This window comes from Shewanella sp. WXL01 (assembly GCF_012263345.1).
Lineage (GTDB): Bacteria > Pseudomonadota > Gammaproteobacteria > Enterobacterales > Shewanellaceae > Shewanella > Shewanella maritima.
Genome location: NZ_JAAIKQ010000004.1, coordinates 238017 through 261482 on the forward strand (window position 1 = coordinate 238017; position 23466 = coordinate 261482).

Annotated in this window: 22 protein-coding genes; 19 read left to right on the forward strand and 3 right to left on the reverse strand. The window is 46.7% G+C overall.

From position 1 onward, the window contains the following. Window positions 1-45 precede the first annotated feature (45 nt). The 13 genes from G3R49_RS12570 (at window position 46) to G3R49_RS12630 (ending at window position 8640) form a co-directional block, all read left to right on the forward strand. Entirely contained in the window at window positions 46-318 is a 273-nt protein-coding gene (locus G3R49_RS12570) for a helix-turn-helix domain-containing protein (protein WP_167869894.1), read from the forward strand. A gap of 82 nt (window positions 319-400) precedes the next feature. Then, on the forward strand, window positions 401-847 hold the full coding sequence (locus G3R49_RS12575) for a hypothetical protein (RefSeq protein ID WP_167869895.1): 447 nt from the start codon (window positions 401-403) through the stop codon (window positions 845-847). Further along, window positions 837-1352 (forward strand): flagellar protein FliT, encoded by a 516-nt coding sequence (locus tag G3R49_RS12580; RefSeq protein ID WP_167869896.1) that lies wholly within the window; start codon window positions 837-839, stop codon window positions 1350-1352. Before G3R49_RS12575 ends, G3R49_RS12580 begins: the two co-directional genes overlap by 11 nt. Beyond that, window positions 1345-1671, forward strand: a complete 327-nt coding sequence (locus G3R49_RS12585) for a MarR family transcriptional regulator (RefSeq protein WP_167869897.1) — start codon at window positions 1345-1347, stop codon at window positions 1669-1671. The genes G3R49_RS12580 and G3R49_RS12585 overlap by 8 nt, the downstream gene beginning before the upstream one ends. A gap of 89 nt (window positions 1672-1760) precedes the next feature. Beyond that, window positions 1761-2045, forward strand: a complete 285-nt coding sequence (locus G3R49_RS12590; RefSeq protein WP_167869898.1) for a hypothetical protein — start codon at window positions 1761-1763, stop codon at window positions 2043-2045. Beyond that, a complete protein-coding gene (locus tag G3R49_RS12595) occupies window positions 2042-3007 on the forward strand; it encodes a hypothetical protein (protein ID WP_167869899.1) in 966 nt (321 codons plus the stop codon). The genes G3R49_RS12590 and G3R49_RS12595 overlap by 4 nt, the downstream gene beginning before the upstream one ends. 2 nt (window positions 3008-3009) lie before the next feature. After that, window positions 3010-4797 carry a DDE-type integrase/transposase/recombinase gene (locus G3R49_RS12600; protein WP_167869900.1) on the forward strand — a complete coding sequence of 596 codons (1788 nt, stop codon included), beginning with the start codon at window positions 3010-3012 and terminating at the stop codon, window positions 4795-4797. Between the two features lie 10 nt (window positions 4798-4807). Then, window positions 4808-6271, forward strand: coding sequence for an ExeA family protein (locus G3R49_RS12605; protein WP_167869901.1), 1464 nt, complete (start codon window positions 4808-4810; stop codon window positions 6269-6271). Then, window positions 6268-6531, forward strand: coding sequence for a hypothetical protein (locus G3R49_RS12610; RefSeq protein WP_167869902.1), 264 nt, complete (start codon window positions 6268-6270; stop codon window positions 6529-6531). The genes G3R49_RS12605 and G3R49_RS12610 overlap by 4 nt, the downstream gene beginning before the upstream one ends. A gap of 8 nt (window positions 6532-6539) precedes the next feature. Continuing rightward, on the forward strand, window positions 6540-6818 hold the full coding sequence (locus G3R49_RS12615) for a hypothetical protein (protein WP_167869903.1): 279 nt from the start codon (window positions 6540-6542) through the stop codon (window positions 6816-6818). Between the two features lie 168 nt (window positions 6819-6986). Then, window positions 6987-7598 (forward strand): DUF3164 family protein, encoded by a 612-nt coding sequence (locus G3R49_RS12620; RefSeq protein ID WP_167869904.1) that lies wholly within the window; start codon window positions 6987-6989, stop codon window positions 7596-7598. Between the two features lie 10 nt (window positions 7599-7608). Next, entirely contained in the window at window positions 7609-8247 is a 639-nt protein-coding gene (locus tag G3R49_RS12625; protein WP_167869905.1) for a gp16 family protein, read from the forward strand. A gap of 54 nt (window positions 8248-8301) precedes the next feature. Beyond that, window positions 8302-8640 (forward strand): Mor transcription activator family protein, encoded by a 339-nt coding sequence (locus G3R49_RS12630; protein WP_167869906.1) that lies wholly within the window; start codon window positions 8302-8304, stop codon window positions 8638-8640. A 190-nt stretch (window positions 8641-8830) separates the two neighbouring features. On the opposite strand, the gene metK is transcribed toward G3R49_RS12630, so the two are convergent. Next, window positions 8831-9982, reverse strand: coding sequence for a methionine adenosyltransferase (gene metK / locus G3R49_RS12635; protein WP_167869907.1), 1152 nt, complete (start codon window positions 9980-9982; stop codon window positions 8831-8833). A 1093-nt stretch (window positions 9983-11075) separates the two neighbouring features. Here metK and G3R49_RS12640 point away from each other — a divergent pair. The 5 genes from G3R49_RS12640 (at window position 11076) to G3R49_RS12660 (ending at window position 19874) form a co-directional block, all read left to right on the forward strand. After that, a complete protein-coding gene (locus G3R49_RS12640) occupies window positions 11076-14033 on the forward strand; it encodes a TonB-dependent receptor (protein ID WP_167869908.1) in 2958 nt (985 codons plus the stop codon). A 177-nt stretch (window positions 14034-14210) separates the two neighbouring features. Beyond that, window positions 14211-15659, forward strand: coding sequence for a xylulokinase (gene xylB, locus G3R49_RS12645; protein ID WP_167869909.1), 1449 nt, complete (start codon window positions 14211-14213; stop codon window positions 15657-15659). A gap of 52 nt (window positions 15660-15711) precedes the next feature. Continuing rightward, window positions 15712-17028, forward strand: a complete 1317-nt coding sequence (gene xylA / locus G3R49_RS12650) for a xylose isomerase (RefSeq protein WP_167869910.1) — start codon at window positions 15712-15714, stop codon at window positions 17026-17028. A gap of 482 nt (window positions 17029-17510) precedes the next feature. Beyond that, window positions 17511-18902, forward strand: a complete 1392-nt coding sequence (locus G3R49_RS12655; protein WP_130600987.1) for a sugar porter family MFS transporter — start codon at window positions 17511-17513, stop codon at window positions 18900-18902. A 9-nt stretch (window positions 18903-18911) separates the two neighbouring features. Further along, entirely contained in the window at window positions 18912-19874 is a 963-nt protein-coding gene (locus G3R49_RS12660) for a Gfo/Idh/MocA family protein (protein WP_167869911.1), read from the forward strand. A gap of 163 nt (window positions 19875-20037) precedes the next feature. Here G3R49_RS12660 and G3R49_RS12665 read toward each other — a convergent pair whose 3' ends face one another. Further along, window positions 20038-20742 (reverse strand): phytanoyl-CoA dioxygenase family protein, encoded by a 705-nt coding sequence (locus G3R49_RS12665; RefSeq protein ID WP_167869912.1) that lies wholly within the window; start codon window positions 20740-20742, stop codon window positions 20038-20040. A 13-nt stretch (window positions 20743-20755) separates the two neighbouring features. Beyond that, complete coding sequence (locus G3R49_RS12670) at window positions 20756-21991, reverse strand: glycoside hydrolase family 26 protein (protein ID WP_167869913.1); 1236 nt, start codon at window positions 21989-21991, stop codon at window positions 20756-20758. Between the two features lie 438 nt (window positions 21992-22429). Between G3R49_RS12670 and G3R49_RS12675 the strand changes: the two genes are divergently transcribed. Next, the gene (locus G3R49_RS12675) at window positions 22430-23464 is read left to right on the forward strand and encodes a LacI family DNA-binding transcriptional regulator (RefSeq protein WP_130600995.1); all 1035 of its coding nucleotides are present in this window, start codon (window positions 22430-22432) and stop codon (window positions 23462-23464) included. Window positions 23465-23466: the final 2 nt, after the last annotated feature.

Genomic DNA, 23466 nt, shown 5'->3' on the forward strand with positions numbered 1-23466 from the left:
TACGAACGCCCACCCGTAAACACCGTTAACAATGAGGATTAAATCATGAAAGCCCAAGAAATCAAAGACAAACTAAGAGATCTAGGTATCACTCTTTCAATTCTGGAAGAGGCCACTGGGATTAAACGCTCCCATTTCAGCCAAGTAATTAACCATCACAACAAGTCTATGAAAGTAGCGACTACGGTTGCCAAAGCCATTGGCGTACCCGTTGAGCAAGCATTCCCCAATCATTTTGAAGTCGCGAACAAACGTAAAGCAGCTAAGGTCTTACGCCAGCAAGCGGTTGCTGAAGTTCGCGAGCGCCTGGCGTCTTAACCAACCGTGGCAATAACAGCCATTTGATTAAGAACTGACTCAAGGCTTCATCAGATAATTCGTCTAATTGGGAATGTGCGTAATGACTAACACAACAACCGCTCGCTGCACGCAGCAAGATAAAGCGCAAGCATTGCAGCAGGGCAGTATCTTCGACCCAAACTCCCCATTGCACTACTTGTTGCCTTTGTGCAGGCCGCAACTGCGACAACTGCAACAGCCGCATGCGCAAACTCACCACATTGAGTTTGACCGTCTCACTGCTGACGTGGTGAACGTTGACCTCCTCGACCCATTCCGCAAGCGTGACCTGCCTCAGCGCATAGGGTTCGCCGAGCCAGCGATACAGCGCTTTCGTGTACATGTTCGTATCAATCAGCCTCTTGCTCATAACAACACCTCGTCGTTTTTAATTGATTACCGCGACTTTGCCTGTATTCAAGATGGAACAAACCAACTGACTTGCATAGATGCAGAACAATTATTTGTTTGGAACGGCGTTGCTAAGGAGCTTTCTAATGCCTGCTAGAAATTGGAAACGCCAGGTACCTAGCTCACTGACGCATGCACTGCGCCTTTGCAAAGAGCATGGCAAAGAGAAGCAAAACCTATCGGTAGAGCGTATTAGTGACCGCATGGCCAGCTCGGTAGACACGCTTTATAAGTGGCTAGGCAATGGCAACATGCCTGTTAATCAGCTGATTAACTATGAAGCCATTACCACAGGGAATAGCCGCTGTGGCCGCCCGTTTGTTACCGAGTACTTAGCCCACTCACATGGTTACTTGTTGGTGAAGATGCCAAGCGCCCGTAACGCTGAGCATACTGATGTGATTGAGCTGAACATCTACATGCAGCAGTTTGTGGCAGAGCTACTTAGCCTGCAGAACGGTGACATTGAAGCTGACGAAGTGCTTAAAACCGCTAAGTCGCTCCTGCAAGACATTGCCCACCACCACAAGCAGATAGAGCAGCACGACCAACCGCAGCTGGATTTAGTAGCCGGTGATTTAGCTGGAGGCCGCCATGAATAACCCTGCCAATAAAAACAGCTACCTAAGCGACCAAGTTCAACGCACCCTAAAAGTGATTTTGGCGCTGACTGGCAATGAGGTTAAAGGCATTAGCCCTGGCGAACTGGCTAAGCGCACCGATATTTCACCAGCCAACATTACCCGCGTGCTAGCCAATTTAGAACACGCTCAGTTTGCACAGCGTTTACCGCAAGACAGTAGCCGCTGGCGGCTCGCCCCCAAGCTGGTGCAAATAGCCAATACCGTGTCACTCAACCTAAACCAAGCCCAGTTGCAGCTACAGCAAGACCAGCAGAACTACAGCCTGTTAGCTGACTAACCCTAAGGAAACCACCATGTTTACAGCCCATACAAAAGTCATAGATCTATCTGAAATTCGTCAAAACGCGCAGGTTTTAGGCGGCTGTCATGCTTAGCCGTGAACAGGTCGAGCAGCTAGCACTGGCAACAACCAAGCAGTTTTTGGTCGATTGCCACGCCAACAAACCTGCCCAAAAAATAGCTGCACTTGAGGTGTTGTGTTTAACCGTAGCCGCGTACCACTTGATGCATGAGCGCGGTAACAGCGAACAGCCACCAAGGCTAAATGGCAACACCAAGATGTTAACCCGACACATTTTAAAGCTGACCAAACGCGCTCGACTGCAACATGAGCAACAAGATCAGCAACACGACGACAAGGATTCAAAATGAGCAAGCAAGAACAAACATTAATCAGTGCCGAGCAAGAAACCGCGATTGTAGAAACCAAAGAGGTTTTGGCATCTAAGCAAGATGTACTGCTAAAGATTGGTCAAGCACAGGCATTCAACTTTGCAGCAAAACTACTGACCGTCAGTGAATTGAAGTTGGTTGCTGACATCAAGGAATCCAAGGCATACAAGGGTTTAACTTACACTGGTGCCGATGAAAAACTACTGACCGTCAGTAATTGGGGTGAATGCTGCAAGCACATTTTAGCATCTAGCCAGCAACATATTGATGAACGCCTCAATAACCTTCAGCTATTTGGTGAAGAGTTCTTTGAAGCCTCACAAAACATGGGCCTTGGCTACCGCGACTTACGCAAGCTGCGCCAACTACCTGAAGCTGACCGCACCTTGGTTATTGAAAGTGAAGCCATTGATAGCGGCGACAAAGAAGCGGTGAAAGACTTAATTGAAGACCTCACCAGTAAGCACGCCAAAGAGAAAGATGAGTTAAAAACCCAATTAGCAGACTCAGAGCAATTAGCCGAAGTACGCAGCGGCATGCTGCAAGATATTAATACCCGCCTGAATAACACCACTGAAGAGTTACTGCAGTTGCAAGAGCAGCGCAGTAAAGGCCCACAGCCTGAAGACTGGGCTAAGCAAGTGCATGAGCTGAACAGTTTAAGCACCACCTTAGCAGCACAGGCCATTGAGCTGACCGACAAGCTTGATGAAGTGTCTGAGCTAATTAACACCGCCGATATTGCCGCTGAATATAGCGAGAAAGCCTTAGAGCATATGGCTGTGGTGCAACTGCACTGTGTTGACCAACTGTTTTTAGCGGTAAATGCGCTGTCAATGGAAACCCGCAATCGCTTTGAATACTACGTGACCCGTAGCCGCCCTATGTATAGCGAAGAAGAGATACTGGCGCTTGAGCAAGAAGCGGAGGCGCGTGGTTAACTATGGCGATTAACACCCCTTTAGATCTCAACCTACAAGAGAGCTACCGCGAGTTAGCGGAGCAGCTAGAAGCAGCCCCCTTTGGTGATCGAGGGGCGTTACGTAAAGCCTTTGAAAAAATGCATGGTGTGTCGTCGCACACTGTATATCGCCAGCTAAAGCGCATTGGCTGGCAAGCTGAGCGTAAAAAGCGAGTTGACGCTGGCACTACTTCGATAGATGAAACCACCCTACAAGAAATCGAAGCTGTGACCCGCATGAGTCAGCGCGCTAACGGTAAACACACGTTACCGACCACGGCAGCAGTATCAATGCTAGCGGGCAGTGGCCGAGAGATTAACCTTTCGACCTCACGCATTAATCAGTTGCGACGCCAACGCAAGAGTACAGCTAAAGACCAGCGTCAAGCATCACCGCACCAACAGTTACGATCGCTATATGCCAACCATGTGCATCAGGTTGACCCATCATACTGCTTGCTTTATTACGCGCCGAACGGCGAGCAGAAAGTGCAGAAGTTTGTTGATGAGTCAGACATGTATGCCAACAAGCCTGAGAACCTAGAGAAGATTAGCAACCTAAAATGCTGGCGCTACGTGTTAACTGACCATTACAGCGGCGCGATTATTGTGCGCTATTACCAAAGCCGTGGTGAGACCAGCGCTAACCTTTGGGACTTCTTACTTTACTGCTGGCAAGAGGTGGATGGCCGAGTGTTCCGTGGTGTGCCTGATATTTTGGTATGGGATAAAGGCTCAGCTAACACCAGCGGCGCGATTAAAAATGCCCTTAACTCACTGCAAGTTGAGCATATTGCCCACATGGCCAAGAACCCGCGCGCCAAAGGCCAGGTTGAAAGCTGTAACAACATTGTGGAGTGCCACTTTGAGAGCCGCTTACGCTTTGAGCCTGTTAACAGTGTTGAAGAGCTAAATGCAGCAGCTGAGCGTTGGTACAACGCCTGGAATGCCAACCTATTACCGCAGCAAGATAGCCGCTTAACTCGCCGTGGCATGGCAAACAAGATTGCTCGTTATGAGCTGTGGCAAACCATTTTACGTACCCCAGATAAATTGCGCGAGCTGCCACCAATTGAAATTTGCCGCTATTTACTTAAGTCAGAGCCTAAGCCTAAGAAGGTAAACGGCAACCTTGAGATTAGCTTTAGGCATCCATCGGCTAACCGCTCGCTGCAGTACTCAGTAAGAGATTTGGCCTACGTGGCCGTTGGCGAAAAGGTTGCTGTAGCGCCGCTTTACTACGGCACCTGCCAAGTAATGGTGACGATTACAAATACCCTTGGTGAGAGCTTTAAGCATGTATTAGAGCCTAAAGAGTTTGACGAAGCGGGCTTTGATGTAAATGCGCCTGTTTGGGGCCAAAGCATTGAGGCTATGCCTGATACAGAAGTTGAAAAACGCAATAAAGCCGCTGACGCCCTGGCTTACCCTGACATGACGCAGGAGCAGATTAAGAAAGCCAAAGCGAAGCAAGTTACCCCATTTAAGGGCGAAATCGACGCCCACTCACACCTCAAAGACATTGAAATGCCGACATTCATGCGCCGCGACGGCGTTGATATTGAGCTAACCGAAGAGTTTAAGCCTGCAGAACGTAAGCCCCTTAGCCGCATTGCCGCTAAGCGCTTGATTGTGGCGGAACTGGGCCGACCGCTTGAGACACATGAAAGCGAGCGCATAGCTCAGTATGGCGATTTGTTCGATGAGGACATTAGCGGCGTTGTAAGTGAGTTATTACAGCCTGCTAACCCACTGAAACTTGTGAAATAAGGATAAAACCATGAGACGAGAAATAACGATAGGCGAGGTGTTAAAACGCAATGGCATAACAAGCATGAAACTACTCCGACAGCTAAATGAAGATGGCTGCGAGGTTGGCCGTTATTCGGTACGTGCTCTCGCTAGTGACAACAAATGTCCACGCAATGCATCTGGCACCCAGATACGCCGTGCAATGGAAAAGCTGTTGGGCAATAGGGCAAAAGAGGAGGAGTTAAATACGATTTTTAGCGATCCATCAATGAAGGGGAATGATTTGGACATTCAAAAACCCGTGTTCGGGGTGATTGATTTCTTAATTAAGCATGGCATTAGCCAAAGCAAGCTAATCAATGCCCTAAAAAACCATGGCTTAAAGCTGTCGCCAGCGGCAATGAGTCAGGCATTGCGCCACAACGTATGGCCAAAAACTGTCACACAGGAGGAAATTGTAACTGCAATAAACCATGAGCTAAGCCAGTACGGCAGCAAAGAGGAACTAAGCAAGTTGTGGGATGTACGCGCTAACGGCGTGGTTCTACCAACTGATACTGCGCCTGAGACGCCCTCTGCGACTGGTAAACCCACCATTATTTTTGAGCAACCGGAGCCTGAAATGCTACATCAGAGCACGTTACGCCACTTTAAATTGTCTCGTCATCCTTTTGAGAACGAGATCCGCACGGAAGCGGACTTATTTATGAGCCAACAACAAACCTTGCTACGCGAGGCCATGGTGCAAGCCAGCCTTGGCGGCAGCATTCTTGCCGTGATTGGTGAGTGTGGTGCGGGTAAGTCAGAAGTCCGTAAGGGCTTTTTAGAGTACATCCACCGCAACCACCCTGAGCTGTTTGTGATTGAGCCAACGGTCATCAATAAAAAGCGCTTAACGGCGGAAATGATTTTTGATGCGCTGGCTGAAGAGCTGCAGATCAATAACCTGCCCGTTGGGCTTGAGCGCCGTGCTCGTAAGGTTGAAACCGCGCTTAAACGCAGTGTTAAAGCTGGCAACAAGCATGTGCTGGTGATTGAGGAAGGCCACGATTTATCGAACGAAGTGCTTAAGTACTTGAAGCGTATCTGGGAGTTAACAGACGGCTTTAACCGCTTAATCAGCATCGTGTTAATTGGTCAGCCTGAGCTGGCGCAGAAGCTATCGCCTTCTAATTACGACATTCGTGAGTTTGCTCGCCGCTGTAACGTGATGACAGTGCCGCCATTGGCGCGTGGCATTACCGATTACATTGCTCATAAGTTTGCTTGTTGCAATGTGAACTACTTGAGCGTGATTGAGACTGACGCGATTGACGAGCTGCGTAGCCGCTTACAAGCCAAGGTGAGCTATGGCCTAGCAAGCCGCGCCGACGAGCACCAGGACATGAGTTACCCGCTAACGGTTAATAACTGGCTGGTGAATGCGATGAACATGGCGGCAAACCTGGGTGAGCCTGTGGTTAGCGCCGACATCATTAAGGAGCTGAAATGATTGCAAGTAATCAACAAGTGTTAAACCAGCTTGAAACGGCAACGCGCTGCGCCGCTGTGCTTGATAAGCGCGGCGTGGCAATTAAAGCCATCGACATTAAGGGCCGTCGGCCAGCAATAGAAGTAGACAACTGCAATGCACTGCGCCAGTTCAAGCCAGCAGTACATGCAATTGAGAACGTCAACGGCCAACGCAATGAAGTGCTAACAACTGAGGTTTACGGCGCTGAAGTGTTCTGGTCAAAGCCTGTGGAGCTGTAGGGGGAGTTATGTGCAACTGTTTTGACGAGAACCTAGCTCGGGTAACAGAGCATTTAAAAGACAGAATCAGCGGAGAATTTACCGAGTTTGAAGCTGATTGGAAAGACCAGTCATTCTTCCTAGACGGTAAGAAACACGTACCCGTTAATCCAAAAATTAAATATAGCTACCGCCTTAAGAAGAAAGATGGGACACCGCGAGCAAACAAAACTAATCACGAAGTATCTATGGTTGCTCGCTACTGTCCTTTCTGTGGCGAGGATACTCAAGCAGATGAGGCTGATTAGGGGCAGATATGAAATACGGTGAAATAAGCAGTTTTGATGTTACAGCAACATGCCCGTTCTGTGACGAACAAACAGAGGTGACACGGAGTGAGTTAGCAAACAATGACATTGTTTGTATGCACTGCGACGAATCATTCAAAGTAATTTTAGACGAGTAGGAAAACAATAATGAATAACGTACCTGAGGGTTATAAGCGCGACGCCAAAGGCAATTTAGTGGCAATGGACAACATTGCACCGTTAGATTTAATCCGCGATGAAGTGGTAATTGGGTTAATCAAACTGGCTGAAGAGCAGCAAGACGAGCTGCGCGACTTCAAGCTGTCAATGATGACCGCATTCAACGACTTTGTTGAGCTATCGGCCCAGGAATACAACACCAAGCTTGGCGGTAAGAAAGGCAACATCACACTTCACAATTTTGACGGCACCATGCGCATTCAGCTGGCCGTGAGCGAGCAGCTGCGCTTTGACGAGCGCTTGCAAGTCGCTAAGCAACTGATTGATGAGTGCATCCACGATTGGTCGGACGGCGCTAACGATCGCATTCGCACCTTGGTTGAGCATGCATTCCAGGTGGATAGTGAGGGCAAGGTTTCTACCGCTCGCATTATGGGCTTGCGCAAGCTGGATATGGACGATACGCGCTGGGATAAAGCGATGAAAGCGATTGCTGATTCTATCCAGGTGACTGATAGCAAGTCTTATATTCGCTTCTACAAACGCCGTGACCTCGACAGCGCTTGGGAGCCTATCTCACTTGATATTGCAGCGCTATAAGGAGGCTGGAATGGCTAAACCGACTAAACCTAAGTCATGGTATATCAAGATGATCCATATCGGTAAAAACAAACTGATGATGGATGATCAAAGCTATCGCGCAAATTGTGTAGCTTTAACTGGCAAGGCTTCATGCCTAGATATGACCACTGCAGATTTAGCTAACGTGCTTGAGTTCATGAAGTCGAAAGGCTTTAAGTTCAAAGCAACTAAGGCTAAAGCGACAAAGGACAAGCAGCCAACGCCGCTTGATAAGCTGCGCTCTGTTTGGATCAGCATGAGCCGTGGTGGCTTCCTTAAAGATGGTAGCGATGCGGCTTTGAATAAGTGGTGCCAAAGTCAATCAAAGCGCCTGAACGCTGGTGAACCTGTGGTCAAACTTGAGTGGCTAACACCGCGTATGGTTCATGCGCTGATTGAGCAGCTAAAAAAGTGGCACATGCGTATGTTGACCGATGCAATCCGCGCCAACTTCAAGTTAGCGATGCAGTTAAGCCAGGAAAGCGCGCTAACACCTGAAGCTTATGAGGAGTTTTTGGGCTATGCCAATGGTCTACTCATTCCTGATGGCTATAGCGATTTGCTGGCGCTGCATGAGACGTTTGCGGCGATCGTATCGTCAACCAAAAACAAGGCTGTAAATAAGTAGTGGTATTGGCCCTACTTATATATAAGTGGGGCCAGCTTTAATCGGGAGGCATCAATGAGTTCTAAAGAGCGTTCGGCGGCACTGTTAGTTGAGATGATCAGCAATCTCGAAGCGTTGCTAATAAAAGAAGGGTTAGAGCAAGAAGATGCCACGCGTGTTGCTCAAGAAACCGTTGACCAGGTTCGCAAGGACTTCGGCGGTGAGCAGTTCTACTTTCCTCGTGGTGATAGCCTGGATGTCAGCCTGTCACATCATAAAATCTACGCTAAGTTTCGTGGCCACAATCATGTCGAGCTAGCAAAAGAGTTTAACGTGAGCGTGACCCATGTTTACCGCATCGTCAAAACCATCACAGACCTAGAAAAAGCTCGCCGCCAACCTGAGTTATTTTAACCAGTTTTAAGCAGCGAGCCTGTTTTCACTATTTGAAACACCTTTTAATATGCTGTTCCATCTATTTCCACCAGTTCCCGCCTAATCCCGATATATTCGCACACTTACTGGTATAGTTTTCTCTCTCTAGATCACTCAGCAACAAAAAAACCGCCATGCAGGCGGTTTTTTTAATCCTAGGCAGTGGTCTTTATAGACCTGCGTCTGCGCGTAGGATTTCAGCTTTGTCAGTTTTCTCCCAAGGGAACTGGTTACGACCAAAGTGACCGTATGCTGCAGTTTCTTGGTAGATAGGACGAGCAAGATCTAGCATAGCCGTTAGACCATAAGGACGTAGCTCGAAGTGCTCACGTACTAACTTAATAAGTATGGCTTCTGATACCTTACCAGTACCGAAAGTTTCGATGCTGATAGATGTTGGCTCAGCAACACCAATTGCGTAAGAAACTTGGATTTCACAGCGATCAGCAAGACCAGCTGCAACAATGTTCTTAGCAACATAACGTGCTGCGTATGCGGCACTGCGGTCAACTTTTGATGGGTCTTTACCAGAGAATGCGCCACCACCGTGACGTGCCATACCGCCGTAGGTATCAACAATAATCTTGCGACCAGTTAGACCACAGTCACCTACAGGGCCACCGATAACGAAACGGCCAGTTGGGTTGATGAAGAACTTCGTATCTTTGTTTAACCATTGAGATGGTAAAACTGGCTTGATGATGGTTTCCATCACGCCTTCGATTAAGTCGTCTTGTGAGATTTCTTCTTTGTGCTGAGTTGAAAGCACAACTGCATCAATACCCACAATCTTACCTTCATCATATGCAAAGGTAACCTGGCTTTTCGCATCTGGGCGTAACCAAGGAAGTGTGCCATCTTTGCGCACTTCAGATTGACGCTTCACTAATTGGTGAGCGTAAGTAATAGGTGCAGGCATTAATACATCAGTTTCATTGCTTGCATAACCAAACATTAGACCCTGGTCACCCGCGCCTTGCTCGGCTGGGTCGGCACGGTCAACACCTTGGTTGATGTCTGGAGACTGTTTACCAATCGCGTTTAAAATAGCGCATGAGTCAGCATCAAAGCCCATGTCTGAGTGGGTGTAGCCAATTTCGCGAACGGTTTTACGGGTAATTTCTTCGATATCAACCCAAGCAGAAGTGGTCACTTCGCCACCCACTAATACCATGCCTGTTTTGACATATGTTTCACACGCAACGCGAGCTTTAGGATCTTGCTCAAGGATTGCGTCTAGTACCGCATCAGAGATCTGATCGGCGATTTTATCTGGATGACCTTCTGATACAGACTCAGAGGTGAACAAGTGCTTTGCCATAGTCGGAAATTCTCGTTTTAAATCATTTGAACGTGTAGAGGTATCTACATCTAGACGTCTATTCTAGATTAATTTAACAATGATGACACCCCCTCTATACGAATAAATCCTGAGAATTGTGCAATGGTGCATAAAAATTAAATTAAGCCAAAACAGCGTTTTAGTAGCAGGCTGAATAAGTCTTTGTTCTACAAGCGTTAGTGTTTTTGTTAACGGGACGTATCAATGTGAGTGTGCGAGAAAATAAACAATGTAAATTTTGTCTTTGTGGATAAATGGCTAAATTTGGTAATTATTAGTTTACAGCCTTGGACATTAGTTGGGGTTAGAGCGTTGGTTGGATTTAGAGCTCTAGGTGGTCTTCGAGTATTGGTTGGCTTTTAAGCGTTGCCAACTAATCCAGTGATTATGGTTTTGGACAGGCGTTACTGGGTGCTAATAAACCTTAACCCAGGATAGTAAATAACCTGAACCCTGGAAAATAAATCGGTTTCTAACGGCTATTTTTGTCCGTCTCTTAGCAAAAGAGGGCGTTAAAGATACTTGCAACAGACTAGCGATTGACGCGTAGCTTTTCCTTGAACTAAACAAAACTATCTCGTTAGAAATATTAAGCTGGGTATAGCACCATTCTAGAGCGTTATTGACACTTCCTTATCCTGAACTCAGGTCAATGAATAAAGCCCCTTCGCTTCAGCCCTGTATTATTGTTCCTCTAACAGACCCTAGCTATTTAGTCAGTGTTTTTTGGAGTAAAAGCTCTGCATTTCAAAGCAAGTGTTAGCTATTTTGTTAACGGGAACGATTGCCAAACTGCCTTTTCTTTATTCAAACTTTTAATTTTCTACTAAATTTAAAAATGATTTATAACAGCGAGTTATCTCTTGTGTTCGGTTTGCTTTTCGCTTGTCATAATAAAATCATGTTTAAATAATGTTGCAAACCAAATTGTTGGGTGCTAACTTTTGTAACAGCTAAATGTTACCGATAACAATTTGGTGTTATAAAGTGATTTTGATGTACGCTTTCAGATTATGTCGGTTGAGATAAAAAACATAAAAACTCAATAATGACCTAGCCCTGTGGGGGGGATATGAAAAAAAGTACAAGACTAAGCCCTAGCATAGCTGCGCTTGCAGTTGCGTCTGCTTTAGGCACGATTTCAATGGCACATGCGCAAGATGCAACCGATCAAGCTCAAGCTGACGAGCCAATGGAAGTGATTGCGGTAAAGGGTATTCGTAGTAGTTTGTCGCGCGCTCAAGATATCAAGCGTACATCTGATGGTGTAGTTGATGCGATTTCTGCTGAAGATATGGGTAAATTCCCAGATACCAACCTAGCTGAATCGCTTCAGCGTGTTACTGGTGTGTCGATTGATCGTAAAAACGGTGAAGGTAATCAGGTTACTGTGCGTGGTTTTGGCCCAAGCTTTAACTTGGTGACCTTAAATGGCCGTAGCATGCCGTTTGCTGACTCGCCAAAGCAAGAAGGCGCGGGTGGCACACAAAACCGTAGCTTCAACTTTGACCAAATCTCCTCAGAGTCAGTCACTGGCGTCAATATTTATAAAACGGCTAAAGCTGATATCGCATCGGGCGGTATTGGTGCTACGGTCGATATTCAAACCGCTAAACCATTTGATTATGGTGAGTTCAAATCCGCATTTAGCGTAAAAGGCAATGCAGACACTTCCGTTGATAAGGGCAGTAGCGTCACACCTGAATTTTCTGGCTTGGTGAGTGATGTATTTCTTGACGGCAAGTTAGGTCTGTTGGCAGCCTACTCATACTCTCGCCGTGATTCCGGGCAAGAAATCATTGCGTCAGACGGTTGGTTACGTCAAACGGCGGGTAACTGTGAGCTTGGCTTTACCACCTCAATTGATAACTGTGGCGGCAATGTAATTGATGACAGTGCTAGCACTAACCCAAATGGCACCATTTGGTTACCGCAGAACTTCAATATGGACTTTAGTAACCACGAACGTGTGCGTCAAAATGCGCAATTTGTGGTGCAGTTTGCGCCAAACGACAACATTGTCGCTTCGCTTGATTACTTCTTATCTGACTACCAAAACACGGTAGAGCGTTACCAAACCGCGCACTGGATTGGTAACTGGGTTCAAGGCGCAACCGATGCCAATGGTACTATTGCCAAAATTCACAATGGCGCTGGTGGTACCGACTTTATTGGTTATTACGATGAGCTAGAAACCCTTAACGACTCAATTGGTTTTAACCTAGATTGGCAGCTAAGCGACAACCTAAAAGCCAACTTTGATTATCACCATTCTGTGTCGCATGCTCAGCCAGATGGCAATTTATCTGAAAAGTCGATTTTACTGACTAACGCAGATTTTTTCTGTGCTACTTCAGACCAATGTTATGCAGGCCAGTTCACCCTTGATTACAGTCAGGGTACGCAGCTGCCTATCTTAAACGACCCTGCACAAATGGCGGAGCATGGTTTCGATGGTTTAATTCACCACCTTTATGATGCTCATGGCACGCCGTATGAAGGGCTCAACCCTTACGATCCTCGCGTGGTACGTGGCAACTTGGTCATTGGCCGTGGTAACGAAGTAGAAAACACCATTGATCAGTATCAACTTGACTTTGAATGGGTTAACGACAGTGATGACGCGCTGGCAAGCATCAAGTTTGGTGCAGGCTATGTTGACTTCCAGTACGACACCACATGGCGCATGAATTTCACTGGTATTGCGGGTTATACGCCAAATGCTGATGATTTAACGCTAGTTGAGCGCGGTGATGTGGGCAGTGCATTCTCAGGGCATCAATCGCTATTTAGCCACTTCTACCAGTGGGATGTCGCTAAGATGTATTCAGAGCTTGAGCAAGCAGGCTTTAGCTTTAACCCTGAGGTTTACAACAAAGTAAACGAGGCGACGACTTCAGCGTATGTACAGTTTAACTTCCAATCTGATTTTAACGGCATGCCGCTAAATGTTGTGACTGGCGTGCGTTATGAACAAACCGATGTGACGGGTACCACGAATCAGGTAACACCTTATGCACTGCGTTACGTAAGCTTAACTGAGCTACGTTCACAGTTTGATGATGTACCTGTATATGGTGAAACCACAATTGATGGTGATTACGCCTACTTCTTACCAAATCTGGATGCCAGTATAGAAGTGTATGATGACGTGATTGCGCGTTTCTCGGCTGGTCGTAGTTTAACCCGTAATGACTTAACGGCGCTGCGCCCAGCGGTGAGTCTAGCTAACTCTCGCCCAAACGGTCCTTACCTAGCTTACCAAGGTAACGCGAACCTGAAGCCTTATGTCTCTGACAACTTAGACCTGTCGCTAGAGTGGTACTACGCGCCGGGTAGCTATGCCTCGATTGGTTACTTTAAAAAGTGGGTTGATAACTATATTGCTAACGAAACCACCTCAGGTCCGTTATACAACGCTGATGGTGTCGCGTACACCGACCCTAGCCAAGGCGATTTAGCGGCAGCAGGTTGTAATGCAAATGGTGAAGATGTACCAGCTTGTGATGGCACTAACGTACCTAATTCACCAATTATTGATTGGCAGATCACGACACCGGTTAACCGCGAGTCTGCAGAAGTTGACGGTTTCGAGATTGCAGTGCAGCACCTGTTTGATGATACCGGCTTTGGTGTACAAGCTAACTTCACTTATGTAAATGGTGATATTGAGTACGACATTTATAAAACCGAGCGCCAAACCGCGCTTACCGGTTTGAGTGACTCTGCGAACCTGGTTGCCTTTTATGAAAACTACGGCTTCCAGGCACGTTTGGCCTACAACTGGCGTGATAAGTTCTTATCGAGCACAGATCAACTCCGTGCGCCTGATGAGCCGATTTTCACTGAAGAGTACGGCCAGCTAGATGCCAATGTGAGTTACGACATCAACGACAACTTCACTGTGTTTGTTGAAGGTTTGAATCTTACTGATGAGTCACTGCGTATGCATGGCCGTTTTGAGAATCAACTTGTTAGCGCACAGTCATTTGGCCCCCGATTCAGCTTCGGTGTTCGAGGTAGCTTCTAAGTCATGAGCTAATGCTACAAAGCCGCTCCGGCCAAGGTTGGAGTGGCTTTTTATTGGCTTTTCCTTGCTAATTATCATTCCAAAAAAAAAGTATAACATTTTGTTGTTACCGGTAACATCTGTGTGCTAGTTTAGTGTTAAATCAATGTTACGGTTGCATCGGTGTAAGGAGCTGACGTGTTTTTAGGAATCGATTTAGGTACCTCTTGTATCAAACTGATTGTGATGGGTGACACTGGGCGTGTCACAGCAACAAAGAGCGTTGCGTTAGAGGTGTCTCGTCCTCAAGCGCTTTGGTCTGAGCAATCACCACAAAGCTGGGTTGACGGCCTGTATCAGGCGATGGACAAGCTGGCATACGACAAAGCACTCGATGGTCTTCAGGCAATTGGCTTATCAGGGCAAATGCATGGTGCAACCTTGTTAGACACTCAGGGCAAAGTACTTCGTCCAGCTATTTTGTGGAACGACGGTCGCAGCGCTGAGCAGTGTCAGCAAATAGAGCAATTAGTCCCTAACGCCAGACAGATTTGCGGTAATCAGGTGATGCCTGGTTTTACTGCACCAAAGCTGCTGTGGACCAAACAATTTGAGCCGGCAGTGTTTGAACAAGTGGATAAGGTATTACTGCCAAAAGATTATTTACGTTATGAGCTAACTGGTGAATTTGCCTCAGACCTATCTGATGCGACAGGCACAGTATGGACAGACGTTGCCAAGCGTGACTGGAGTGATGAGCTGCTAGCGGCGACAGGCCTGAGTCGCGAGCACATGCCAAAGCTATATGAAGGCAGTGAAATTACCGGTTTCCTCAAGACTGAGCTTGCTCAGCGTTGGGGCATTAAATCGGTGCCGCTGGTTGCAGGTGCAGGAGATAACGCTGCTGGTGCTATTGGTGTTGGCATCATCAAACCAGAACAGGCGATGTTATCGCTAGGTACTTCAGGGGTGTACTTTGCGGTGTCTGATGGTTACCACGCTAACCCAGATCAAGCCGTGCACAGTTTTTGTCATGCGCTGCCAAACACCTGGCATCTTATGTCTGTGGTATTGAGCGCTGCCTCATGCCTTAGCTGGTTAGCCCAGTTAACTGCAACTTCAGTGGCTGATTTATTACTTGAGCTACAGGCGCACAAACAACCTCTTAGTGATGAAGTGATGTTCTTGCCTTATTTAAGTGGTGAGCGCACTCCCCACAACAATCCTTACGCAAAAGGCATGTTTTTTGGCATGAGCCATAGCACTAGCCGTGCAGACTTGACCAAGGCCGTACTTGAAGGCGTGGGATATGCCTTTGCCGACGGAGCCGACAAATTACATGACTCAGGCGTGATGCCAGCTGAGGTATCGCTGATTGGTGGCGGGGCTAAAAGTCCGCTATGGCGACAAATGCTTGCCGATATTTTGGGGCAAAACCTAGTGTACCGAGAAAGCGGTGACGTTGGCCCAGCGCTAGGCGCAGCAAGGTTAGCTCAGTTAGCTGTTACTGACGCCAGCATCGATGATGTGTGTCCAGTACCAACGCTGCTTGGTGAATATCAAGCTGATCAAACGCGCTATGAACGTCACCAATTACGCCGAATTAAGTTCAGCGAGCTATATCAGCGAACCAAAGATTTACTTTAACGAATAACAAGGTGCGGCGCAGCACCGCAGATAAGATTACCTGGAGGAAACAATGAGCGAATTTTTTACTGGGATTGACAAAATTCGATACGAAGGCCCTGAATCAACTAATCCGTTAGCGTTCCGTTACTATGACGAAAACCGTGTGGTGCTTGGCAAAACCATGAAAGAGCATCTGCGTTTTGCCGCATGTTACTGGCATAACTTCTGCTGGAATGGTTTCGATATTTTTGGTGCTAATACCTTTGACAGGCCATGGTTGGAATCTGGTGATGCGCTAGAGCGTGCCAAGCAAAAAGCCGATGTGGCTTTTGAGTTCTTTAGCAAACTTGGTGTGCCTTATTACTGTTTCCATGATGTGGATGTTGCGCATGAAGGTAACTCAATTAGTGAGTATTTGGCTAACTTCGCGGCGATGGAAGAGGTGCTAGCTCATAAACAAGAGCAAACCGGAATGAAGCTTCTTTGGGGCACTGCGAATCTGTTTAGCAACAAGCGTTATATGTCGGGTGGCGCAACTAACCCAGATCCTGAAGTCTTTGCTTATGGTGCAACTCAAGTGTGTACGGCGCTGGATGCAACCAAGCGCCTAGGCGGCGAAAACTATGTACTGTGGGGCGGCCGTGAAGGCTATGAAACACTACTTAACACAGACCTTAAAAAAGAGCGCCAGCAGTTTGCCCGCTTCCTAGCAATGGTGGTGGAGCACAAACACAAAATTGGTTTTACCGGTGACTTGTTGATTGAGCCAAAGCCGCAAGAGCCAACTAAACATCAGTATGACTATGACACGGCAACTGTGCACGGCTTCTTATGTCAGTACGGGCTTGAGAAAGAGTTTAAAGTCAACATTGAAGCAAACCATGCCACACTCGCTGGCCACTCATTCCATCATGAAATTGCCAATGCCTTTGCACTTGACGTGTTTGGCTCAATTGACGCTAACCGTGGTGATCCACAGCTGGGTTGGGATACGGATCAGTTCCCAAATAGCGTGGAAGAAATGACCCTGATCATGCATGAGATCCTTAAGGGCGGTGGCTTTACCAATGGTGGCTTCAACTTCGACACTAAAATTCGTCGTCAAAGCATTAACCCAAATGATCTATTCCATGGGCATATTGGTGGCATGGATACCATTGCCGTGGCGCTATTAAAAGCGGCTGATATGTTTGAAGAAGGCAGCTTGTCACGCAATGTAGCTAGCCGTTATGCCAATTGGGATGGTGAGCTTGGGCAGCGTATCTTGTCTGGTAAAGTCGATTTGGCAGGTTTAAAAGACTACGCCACTGCTAGCAAGCTTGATCCGCAACCAGTTAGTGGAGAGCAGGAACGTTTAGAAAATTACGTTAACCGTATCATTTTCTAATTGCACGTTCCGTCACATGGTACTGACAATCCTCAAACTAGGTAGGTCGCTAGATATTGTCAGTATCATGATTTGAAGGTGATGTAAGTAAAAATGCTGGCATGATTAGGGCCTGTTGATCTTTGCTGATTAGAATTTGTTCGAATTAAAAGCACTTTAATCGCGGCGCGAGCGATGATGTCTAGTCACCTAAACAAACTCGCTTGCAACAATGAGTAAAGTGCTTTTAAACGAATCGTTCCGGCAGCGCTTGTTGTCATTTCTACTGTGTTAACGACTTATCATGTGGAACAACCACACATCAAAGTCGTTGCCTTGTATAAATTTCCAACAAGCAGCTGCAAAAATAATCTTGAAAGGTCAGCAGGCCCTATAGCCAGCATTTTGACCAAGTTGTACATTTTTCCTTAGCCGTTAACTCGTTTAACGGTTTTTTTATCTGTAAATCAGGCTGCTAGTTCAGGTTAGATTAGGAGGCAAGGATGACGGACAAACTTTCGTCTAGCTGGGTCATTGCATTTGTTGTGTCATTGGGTGGGTTTATCTTTGGCTTTGACGCCTCTGTTATCTCAGGGGTGATTGGCTTTGTCGAGCAAGAGTTTAATTTAACCAGTTGGCAGCAAGGCTTTGTAGTTAGTGCACCGACACTCGGGGCGATTTTGGCAAACTTTGGCGCAGGGTATTTTAGCGATCGCTTAGGGCGCAAACCTGTGTTGATCATCATTGCCATCTTATATTCCATCTCAGCGCTGCTATCCGCCTTTGCTTTTAGCTACAGCATGTTAGTGCTTGCTCGCTTTATTGGCGGTTTAGCCTTTGCGTCATTAATTTTAGGGCCCTTGTATATTGCCGAGATCTCTCCTGCGGCCAAACGTGGGCGTTTTGTTTCCCTTAATCAGCTCAATATTATGATTGGTTTTAGCGCCGCCTATTTTGCTAACTACTTCATACTTAAGCTGGCTCAAGTGGATGTTTACCTACTTGATTTAGTTAACTTTAAACAGCACATTTGGCGCTGGATGTTAGGTATTGAAGCCGTGCCTGCCATTATCTACGCGTGTTTGCTTGCCTTTGTGCCGCGTAGCCCAAGGTGGCTAGTGTTAAATAACCGTCCAAAAGAAGCGAAACAAATCCTAGCCAGGATGATGCAGCCAGAGGAGGCTCAGCGTCAGTGGCAAGAGATCAGCGCCAGTCAATGTAGTGAGCAACTACCGTTAAAGTTGGGGTTGTCTAAGGTGTTTAGCAGCAAAATGCGCATGGTATTAACCATAGGTTTGCTGGTGGGCATTATTCAGCAGATCACTGGTATCAATGCGGTGTACTTCTATGCGCCTACTATTTTTGAGCAAACCGGTATTGGTAAAGATGCAGCGTTTGCTCAAGCCGCGATGGTCGGTGTAGTCAACTTGGTGTTTACTATCATCGCTATGTTATTGATAGACCGTTTAGGTCGTAAACCCCTGATGATAATAGGCTTAATTGGGGTGACTGTGAGCATGTCGGTCTGTGCTTACGGTTTCTCACAAGCACAATACGACCCGAGGCTGATCCTTGGGGGGATTTTAGGTTTTGTTGCTTCATTTGCCATTTCTCTTGGACCTGTAATGTGGGTGCTGCTGTCAGAGATTTTTCCCAATAATATTCGTGCGTTAGGGATTGCCGTGGTTGGCGTGATTAATAGTGTCGTCAGTTATATCGTGCAGCTGTTATTTCCATGGCAGCTTGAGTATCTCGGTGCCAGTGTCACCTTTGCAATATATGCAGGTTTTGCCTTAGTGGGTTTGTTACTTGTAAGCCGAATCTTACCTGAGACACGCGGCGTATCATTGGAGCAGTTAGAGCAACGGTTGACTCGCGAGCAGGCTTACGCCTAAGGAATAAATATGAAACAACTAAATTGGGGAATTATTGGAGCAGGGCGCATTGCCCAGCAGTTTGCTGCAGATATAGCCTTAGTCGATAACGCTCATCTATATGCCATCGCCGCGCGCGAACTTAGTCGAGCGCAAGCCTTTGCTGCTGACTATCAAGCAGAGCAGGCCTATGGCAGTTACGAGCAGTTGCTTGACGATCCTAAATTGGATGCCGTGTACATTGCCACGCCCCATAACTTGCACTTTGAGCAAGCTAAGGCGGCAATTTTGGCAGGAAAATCAGTATTATGTGAAAAGCCATTTACCATATCGCCCCTTGAAGCGCAGACTTTATTTGAGCTAGCACAGCGTGAGCAAGTCTATTTGATGGAAGGCATGTGGACCTACTTTTTGCCAGCAATTCAAAAAGCGAAAGCTTGGGTCGAGCAAGGGCGTATTGGTAAGTTACGCCATATTAAAGCTGATTTTGGTTACCCTATTGAGTATCACCCTAGACGCCGCGAGTATGATGTTAATCTAGCAGGCGGCGCTTTGTTTGAAATGGGCATTTATCCTATCGCGCTCACCCACCTATTTTGCAAACAAGCACCGCAATCGCTGCAAGTGGACAGTACATTGGCGCAAAATGGCGTTGAAGATGATGTATGCAGTTTGCAGCGCTTCGGGGATGTCAAAGCGATGCTAGGTACATCATTTAAATGTCGTTTAGGTAATAAGGCTTATCTGATTGGTGAGCAAGGCTATATTGTTATTCCTGACTTCTTTCGCGCCAGTGAATGTGCACTATATCAGATTGATGAATGTCTCGAAGAGTTCAGTGCGCCTCATCAAGGCCACGGCTTTGAGTATGAAATTGCTGCTGTTACCGATGAAATCCTGCAAGGTAAGCTCACCTGCGCTGTGGTGACTCCTGAGGATACGCTGGCATTTCAGCAACGAATTGCTGAAATGCGCGCGCTGTGTTTGTGTTAGGTTTCTGGTTAAGTATGCGCTAGGTTTGAACTGAATAGTATCTAGGCATTGATGCAATAAGCCCAGATGAGTGAGTAAACTCGTCTGGGCTTATGTTTTTGAGGGGAGGGTAGTTCAGAGCAGTCGATTCAGGCTGTGAATGACATTGGCTTTGTTTTCGGTACTAACCTCTAACCTCAATCGTTTCGCTGGTGGAAAAGCGGTAACGCATATTGCGATAAACGCATATGTCAGTGATGTCTTCTGGGGTTCCCTGAGGCGCGCTGCGGTAATTAGTCGACACGCGGTACTTGCCAGTGACAGGTGTGACCTTATGCCAGCAGTGGCCGTGCAGCAACACTAGAGTGCCGGCCTTAGGCGTTAAGGTGACCACATCATCCTCGGACATAGGTTGCGCATTGCTTGGTAATAATCCGGCTTTATGGCTGCCTGGCATGACTTGAGTCAGTCCGCCTGTGTGCTCGCTAATATCCATGGTGTAAACCAAGCGATTCAAATTAAATTGCTCAGGGTTTTCTGGTGGGCAGTCTTGGTGCCAGGCCTGGCCTTTAGTGCCTTGTTTGGAAAACATCACCATGGAGTATTGGGAATACCAGTCGTCGCCGAGTATGGCTTTGGTCAATTCACTCAGCAAAGCGTGGCGATTAACTTCGCTAAACAGGGCTACGCCTTCACGCTCAGGAAACCAGGGGATAACCTCGGTATCAGCTTGGCTGAGAAACTCATCGTTATGTAAGAATTCTGGGCTCATACCAAAATGATCGAGGATCGCTTCATTGCAGTCTTGCATCAGTTGTTTATCAAAAAAGTTATCTAGCACTAAATAACCATCACGTTGAAACTGCGCGACTAATTGTTGGATATCCATCACTGTCCCCTTGTTATTCGGCTTGAATCCACTTTTGTGGATTACTGATTTGTTCTAACCATTTTTGCTGTATGTATGGATTTGCTTGAACGCGCGAGTCGCCCCAGTTACCGTTGCGGCAGTCATCATTGGGTGGACTGGCATCCTCGGCGCAGTGCCACATACCTTGGGTTTCCCAGTGGGTATTGATATAGGCAAGTGCTCGTATTACGTCTTGGTTGGCGTAGATAAAGTCGAATAGGGGTTGATACCAGTCTTGCCAAAGCTGCTCGGCGCTTATTGGTTTTTGGGTGTTTTTCTGAATATAGCTGTGGGTCAGAGCGCCCGTTCGGTAGGCTTGCGGCGCAGCCTCTGCAATCAAAATAGGTTTTTGTTTGTGACGGGCGAACTGCAAGATTTGTTGCTGAGCAAAGTCGGGGGTATATGGCGGAGTGTATGCCCATTGCTTTAGGTCGCGGTAGAACACCGACACACCAATCCAGTCAACATACTCATCGCCTGGATACCAATCATTTAAATGGTTTTTGTTGTTAAAGCTGTATTGCGCCCTATTGTCGCCAGCTATCGTTGGATCTGGCCAGGCTGCGCTTTGCCATACGGTGGCTACATTATCTAGGTTGCGCTTATTGAGGTGACTGGCAACACGTTTAAAGGCTTGCTTATAGCTGCTAGGTGAATAGCAGTTCCATGGGCCGTCAAACTCGTAGCCAATGCGTAAAAACACTTGTCTTGGGGCAAGGCTTGTGAGGTAGTCAGCAAGCTTAGCGATTGAGGCATCATAGGCGCCTGATGCAATATTCTCGCTGTGGTTAACGTCGTTACAGCTATCGAACGCAAGACCAATGGCTAACGCTGCCTTAGGTGCTTTACTGAGTGTTTTGCTAAATGATACTTCGCCAGAATTCCAATCAGCGCTTTGATAAACCGCCGGCAGCGCTATGTTGGCATCAGCGGTTTTGAGCGTGGTGTACAAGGTCACGCCTTCTAATTTGTCTTGCGGGATCGCTTGTTGATACTGGGCAATCGTGTCTGAGTCTTGGCCGACAAAAAGTAGCAGCTTATTGTCGGCGGGCAATAGTTTAGTGTGCGCGGGTAGCAAAGCCGCTTTAGCCGTATCGTTAACAGCACTGGCGACATTAGTTTTGTCTGCATGATTACTACCCACATCAATTGGCTTAGTGCTTGCGCAACTTGTCGAGACTGTCAGTAAACATCCTATCAATCCAGTAAGCTGTAACTTGGTTAGCATGGTATCCCCTTGTTATTGCCATGATTGTAAAAGCAACGATCACTTAAATCAGTGCATCATGCGCTTTTCTTACATCGACACTTTTCGCTTCGATATTTTTCACTTCGATATTTTTCACTTCGATATTTTTTATTTAAAAATTTCTTGTTAGCGGTAACAATTTAGCAGTGGATTTATTGCAATAGCAAGTCTAATGTTAATTATGTGTTACTGGTGGGATGGGTTTTCAAATAGAAATACGGCCAAATCTAAACCCTAAATCAAAATGAATTACTGTGTGTGTTTACGCTATTTTGTTGATTGTTAATGGTTATTTTCTATTTTGATAATGCGAGTAAAACTTTTTCTTACAATATGATGTTACAAGGGTTACTCTTGTTGCCTTGTAACATCGAATAATTCATTTATTCAATCAAGGAAATCGATTGAGATAACAATATGGCTTCAGCGAAAACCAAAAGTACCATCCAGGATGTGGCCCAATTAGCGGGCGTGTCAAAAATGACGGTGTCACGCGTGTTGAACAATGACGCTAAGGTGAGCGATAAAACCCGTGAGAAAGTGCAAAAAGCTGCAGCATCACTGAATTATTTGCCTAATATTTCTGCCAGACGCCTGGCTAGCTCAAAATCGTATTTTATAGGCCTGCTGTATGAAAACCCCAGTGAGGGTTATGTTAGCCAGTTTTTGTTATCCGCGTTAAAGAGCTGTCGTCAACGTGGTTATCACCTAGTGGTTGATGAGTGCCAAGGTAGTGAGCAAGAAAAGCTACAAATTACCCGTGACTTAGTTGAACAAACCCGTGTAGATGGGGTGATATTGTTACCGCCATTTTGTAATAACTTACAGGTACTAGCATTACTTGATGAGTTGAAGGTGCCCTATGTGCGCGTGTCACCTGATGCCAATTTAGAAGTGTCACCCTTTGTATGTATGGATGACTATCAAGCAGCATTCGACATGACAAACCACCTCATTGATCAGGGGCATCAACAGATTGGCTTTATTGTTGGCCATCAAAACCTAGGTGCCAGTCGCTTGAGGTATCAAGGCTTTTTAGATGCGATGCGCTCAGCGCAACTTGCTGTTCCGCCAAGTTTTATCGAGCAAGGGCAATTTAGCTTTAAATCAGGTTTGCAGGCAGCTGAGAATATGCTGAAACAAGATTTACGACCGACCGCGATTTTTGCCAGTAATGATGATATGGCAGCCGCTGTGGTGTCGGTGGCAAATTCATTGAGTTTACCCGTACCAGAAAAGCTCAGTGTGGTGGGGTTTGATGATACACCTCTGGCGACCACCATTTGGCCGCATCTCACTACAATTCGCCAACCCATTACTGAGATGGCTGAGCAAGCCATTGATTTGCTTACTTCTGGGCAACTTACTTTGCCGCCAAGTCAGCGCTTGTCAGATCTGCGCCATGTGATTGAGTTTCAGTTAATGCAGCGAGACTCAGTTAAGCATCTGTAACA

Excerpts from the sequence above, each read along its gene's own strand:
- G3R49_RS12570 (WP_167869894.1), top strand. The coding sequence starts at position 46 with ATGAAAGCCCAAGAAATCAAAGACAAACTAAGAGATCTAGGTATCACT.
- G3R49_RS12575 (WP_167869895.1), top strand. The coding sequence starts at position 401 with ATGACTAACACAACAACCGCTCGCTGCACGCAGCAAGATAAAGCGCAA.
- G3R49_RS12580 (WP_167869896.1), top strand. The coding sequence starts at position 837 with ATGCCTGCTAGAAATTGGAAACGCCAGGTACCTAGCTCACTGACGCAT.
- G3R49_RS12585 (WP_167869897.1), top strand. The coding sequence starts at position 1,345 with ATGAATAACCCTGCCAATAAAAACAGCTACCTAAGCGACCAAGTTCAA.
- G3R49_RS12590 (WP_167869898.1), top strand. The coding sequence starts at position 1,761 with ATGCTTAGCCGTGAACAGGTCGAGCAGCTAGCACTGGCAACAACCAAG.
- G3R49_RS12595 (WP_167869899.1), top strand. The coding sequence starts at position 2,042 with ATGAGCAAGCAAGAACAAACATTAATCAGTGCCGAGCAAGAAACCGCG.
- G3R49_RS12600 (WP_167869900.1), top strand. The coding sequence starts at position 3,010 with ATGGCGATTAACACCCCTTTAGATCTCAACCTACAAGAGAGCTACCGC.
- G3R49_RS12605 (WP_167869901.1), top strand. The coding sequence starts at position 4,808 with ATGAGACGAGAAATAACGATAGGCGAGGTGTTAAAACGCAATGGCATA.
- G3R49_RS12610 (WP_167869902.1), top strand. The coding sequence starts at position 6,268 with ATGATTGCAAGTAATCAACAAGTGTTAAACCAGCTTGAAACGGCAACG.
- G3R49_RS12615 (WP_167869903.1), top strand. The coding sequence starts at position 6,540 with ATGTGCAACTGTTTTGACGAGAACCTAGCTCGGGTAACAGAGCATTTA.
- G3R49_RS12620 (WP_167869904.1), top strand. The coding sequence starts at position 6,987 with ATGAATAACGTACCTGAGGGTTATAAGCGCGACGCCAAAGGCAATTTA.
- G3R49_RS12625 (WP_167869905.1), top strand. The coding sequence starts at position 7,609 with ATGGCTAAACCGACTAAACCTAAGTCATGGTATATCAAGATGATCCAT.
- G3R49_RS12630 (WP_167869906.1), top strand. The coding sequence starts at position 8,302 with ATGAGTTCTAAAGAGCGTTCGGCGGCACTGTTAGTTGAGATGATCAGC.
- metK (WP_167869907.1), bottom strand. The coding sequence starts at position 9,982 with ATGGCAAAGCACTTGTTCACCTCTGAGTCTGTATCAGAAGGTCATCCA.
- G3R49_RS12640 (WP_167869908.1), top strand. The coding sequence starts at position 11,076 with ATGAAAAAAAGTACAAGACTAAGCCCTAGCATAGCTGCGCTTGCAGTT.
- xylA (WP_167869910.1), top strand. The coding sequence starts at position 15,712 with ATGAGCGAATTTTTTACTGGGATTGACAAAATTCGATACGAAGGCCCT.
- G3R49_RS12655 (WP_130600987.1), top strand. The coding sequence starts at position 17,511 with ATGACGGACAAACTTTCGTCTAGCTGGGTCATTGCATTTGTTGTGTCA.
- G3R49_RS12660 (WP_167869911.1), top strand. The coding sequence starts at position 18,912 with ATGAAACAACTAAATTGGGGAATTATTGGAGCAGGGCGCATTGCCCAG.
- G3R49_RS12665 (WP_167869912.1), bottom strand. The coding sequence starts at position 20,742 with ATGGATATCCAACAATTAGTCGCGCAGTTTCAACGTGATGGTTATTTA.
- G3R49_RS12670 (WP_167869913.1), bottom strand. The coding sequence starts at position 21,991 with ATGCTAACCAAGTTACAGCTTACTGGATTGATAGGATGTTTACTGACA.
- G3R49_RS12675 (WP_130600995.1), top strand. The coding sequence starts at position 22,430 with ATGGCTTCAGCGAAAACCAAAAGTACCATCCAGGATGTGGCCCAATTA.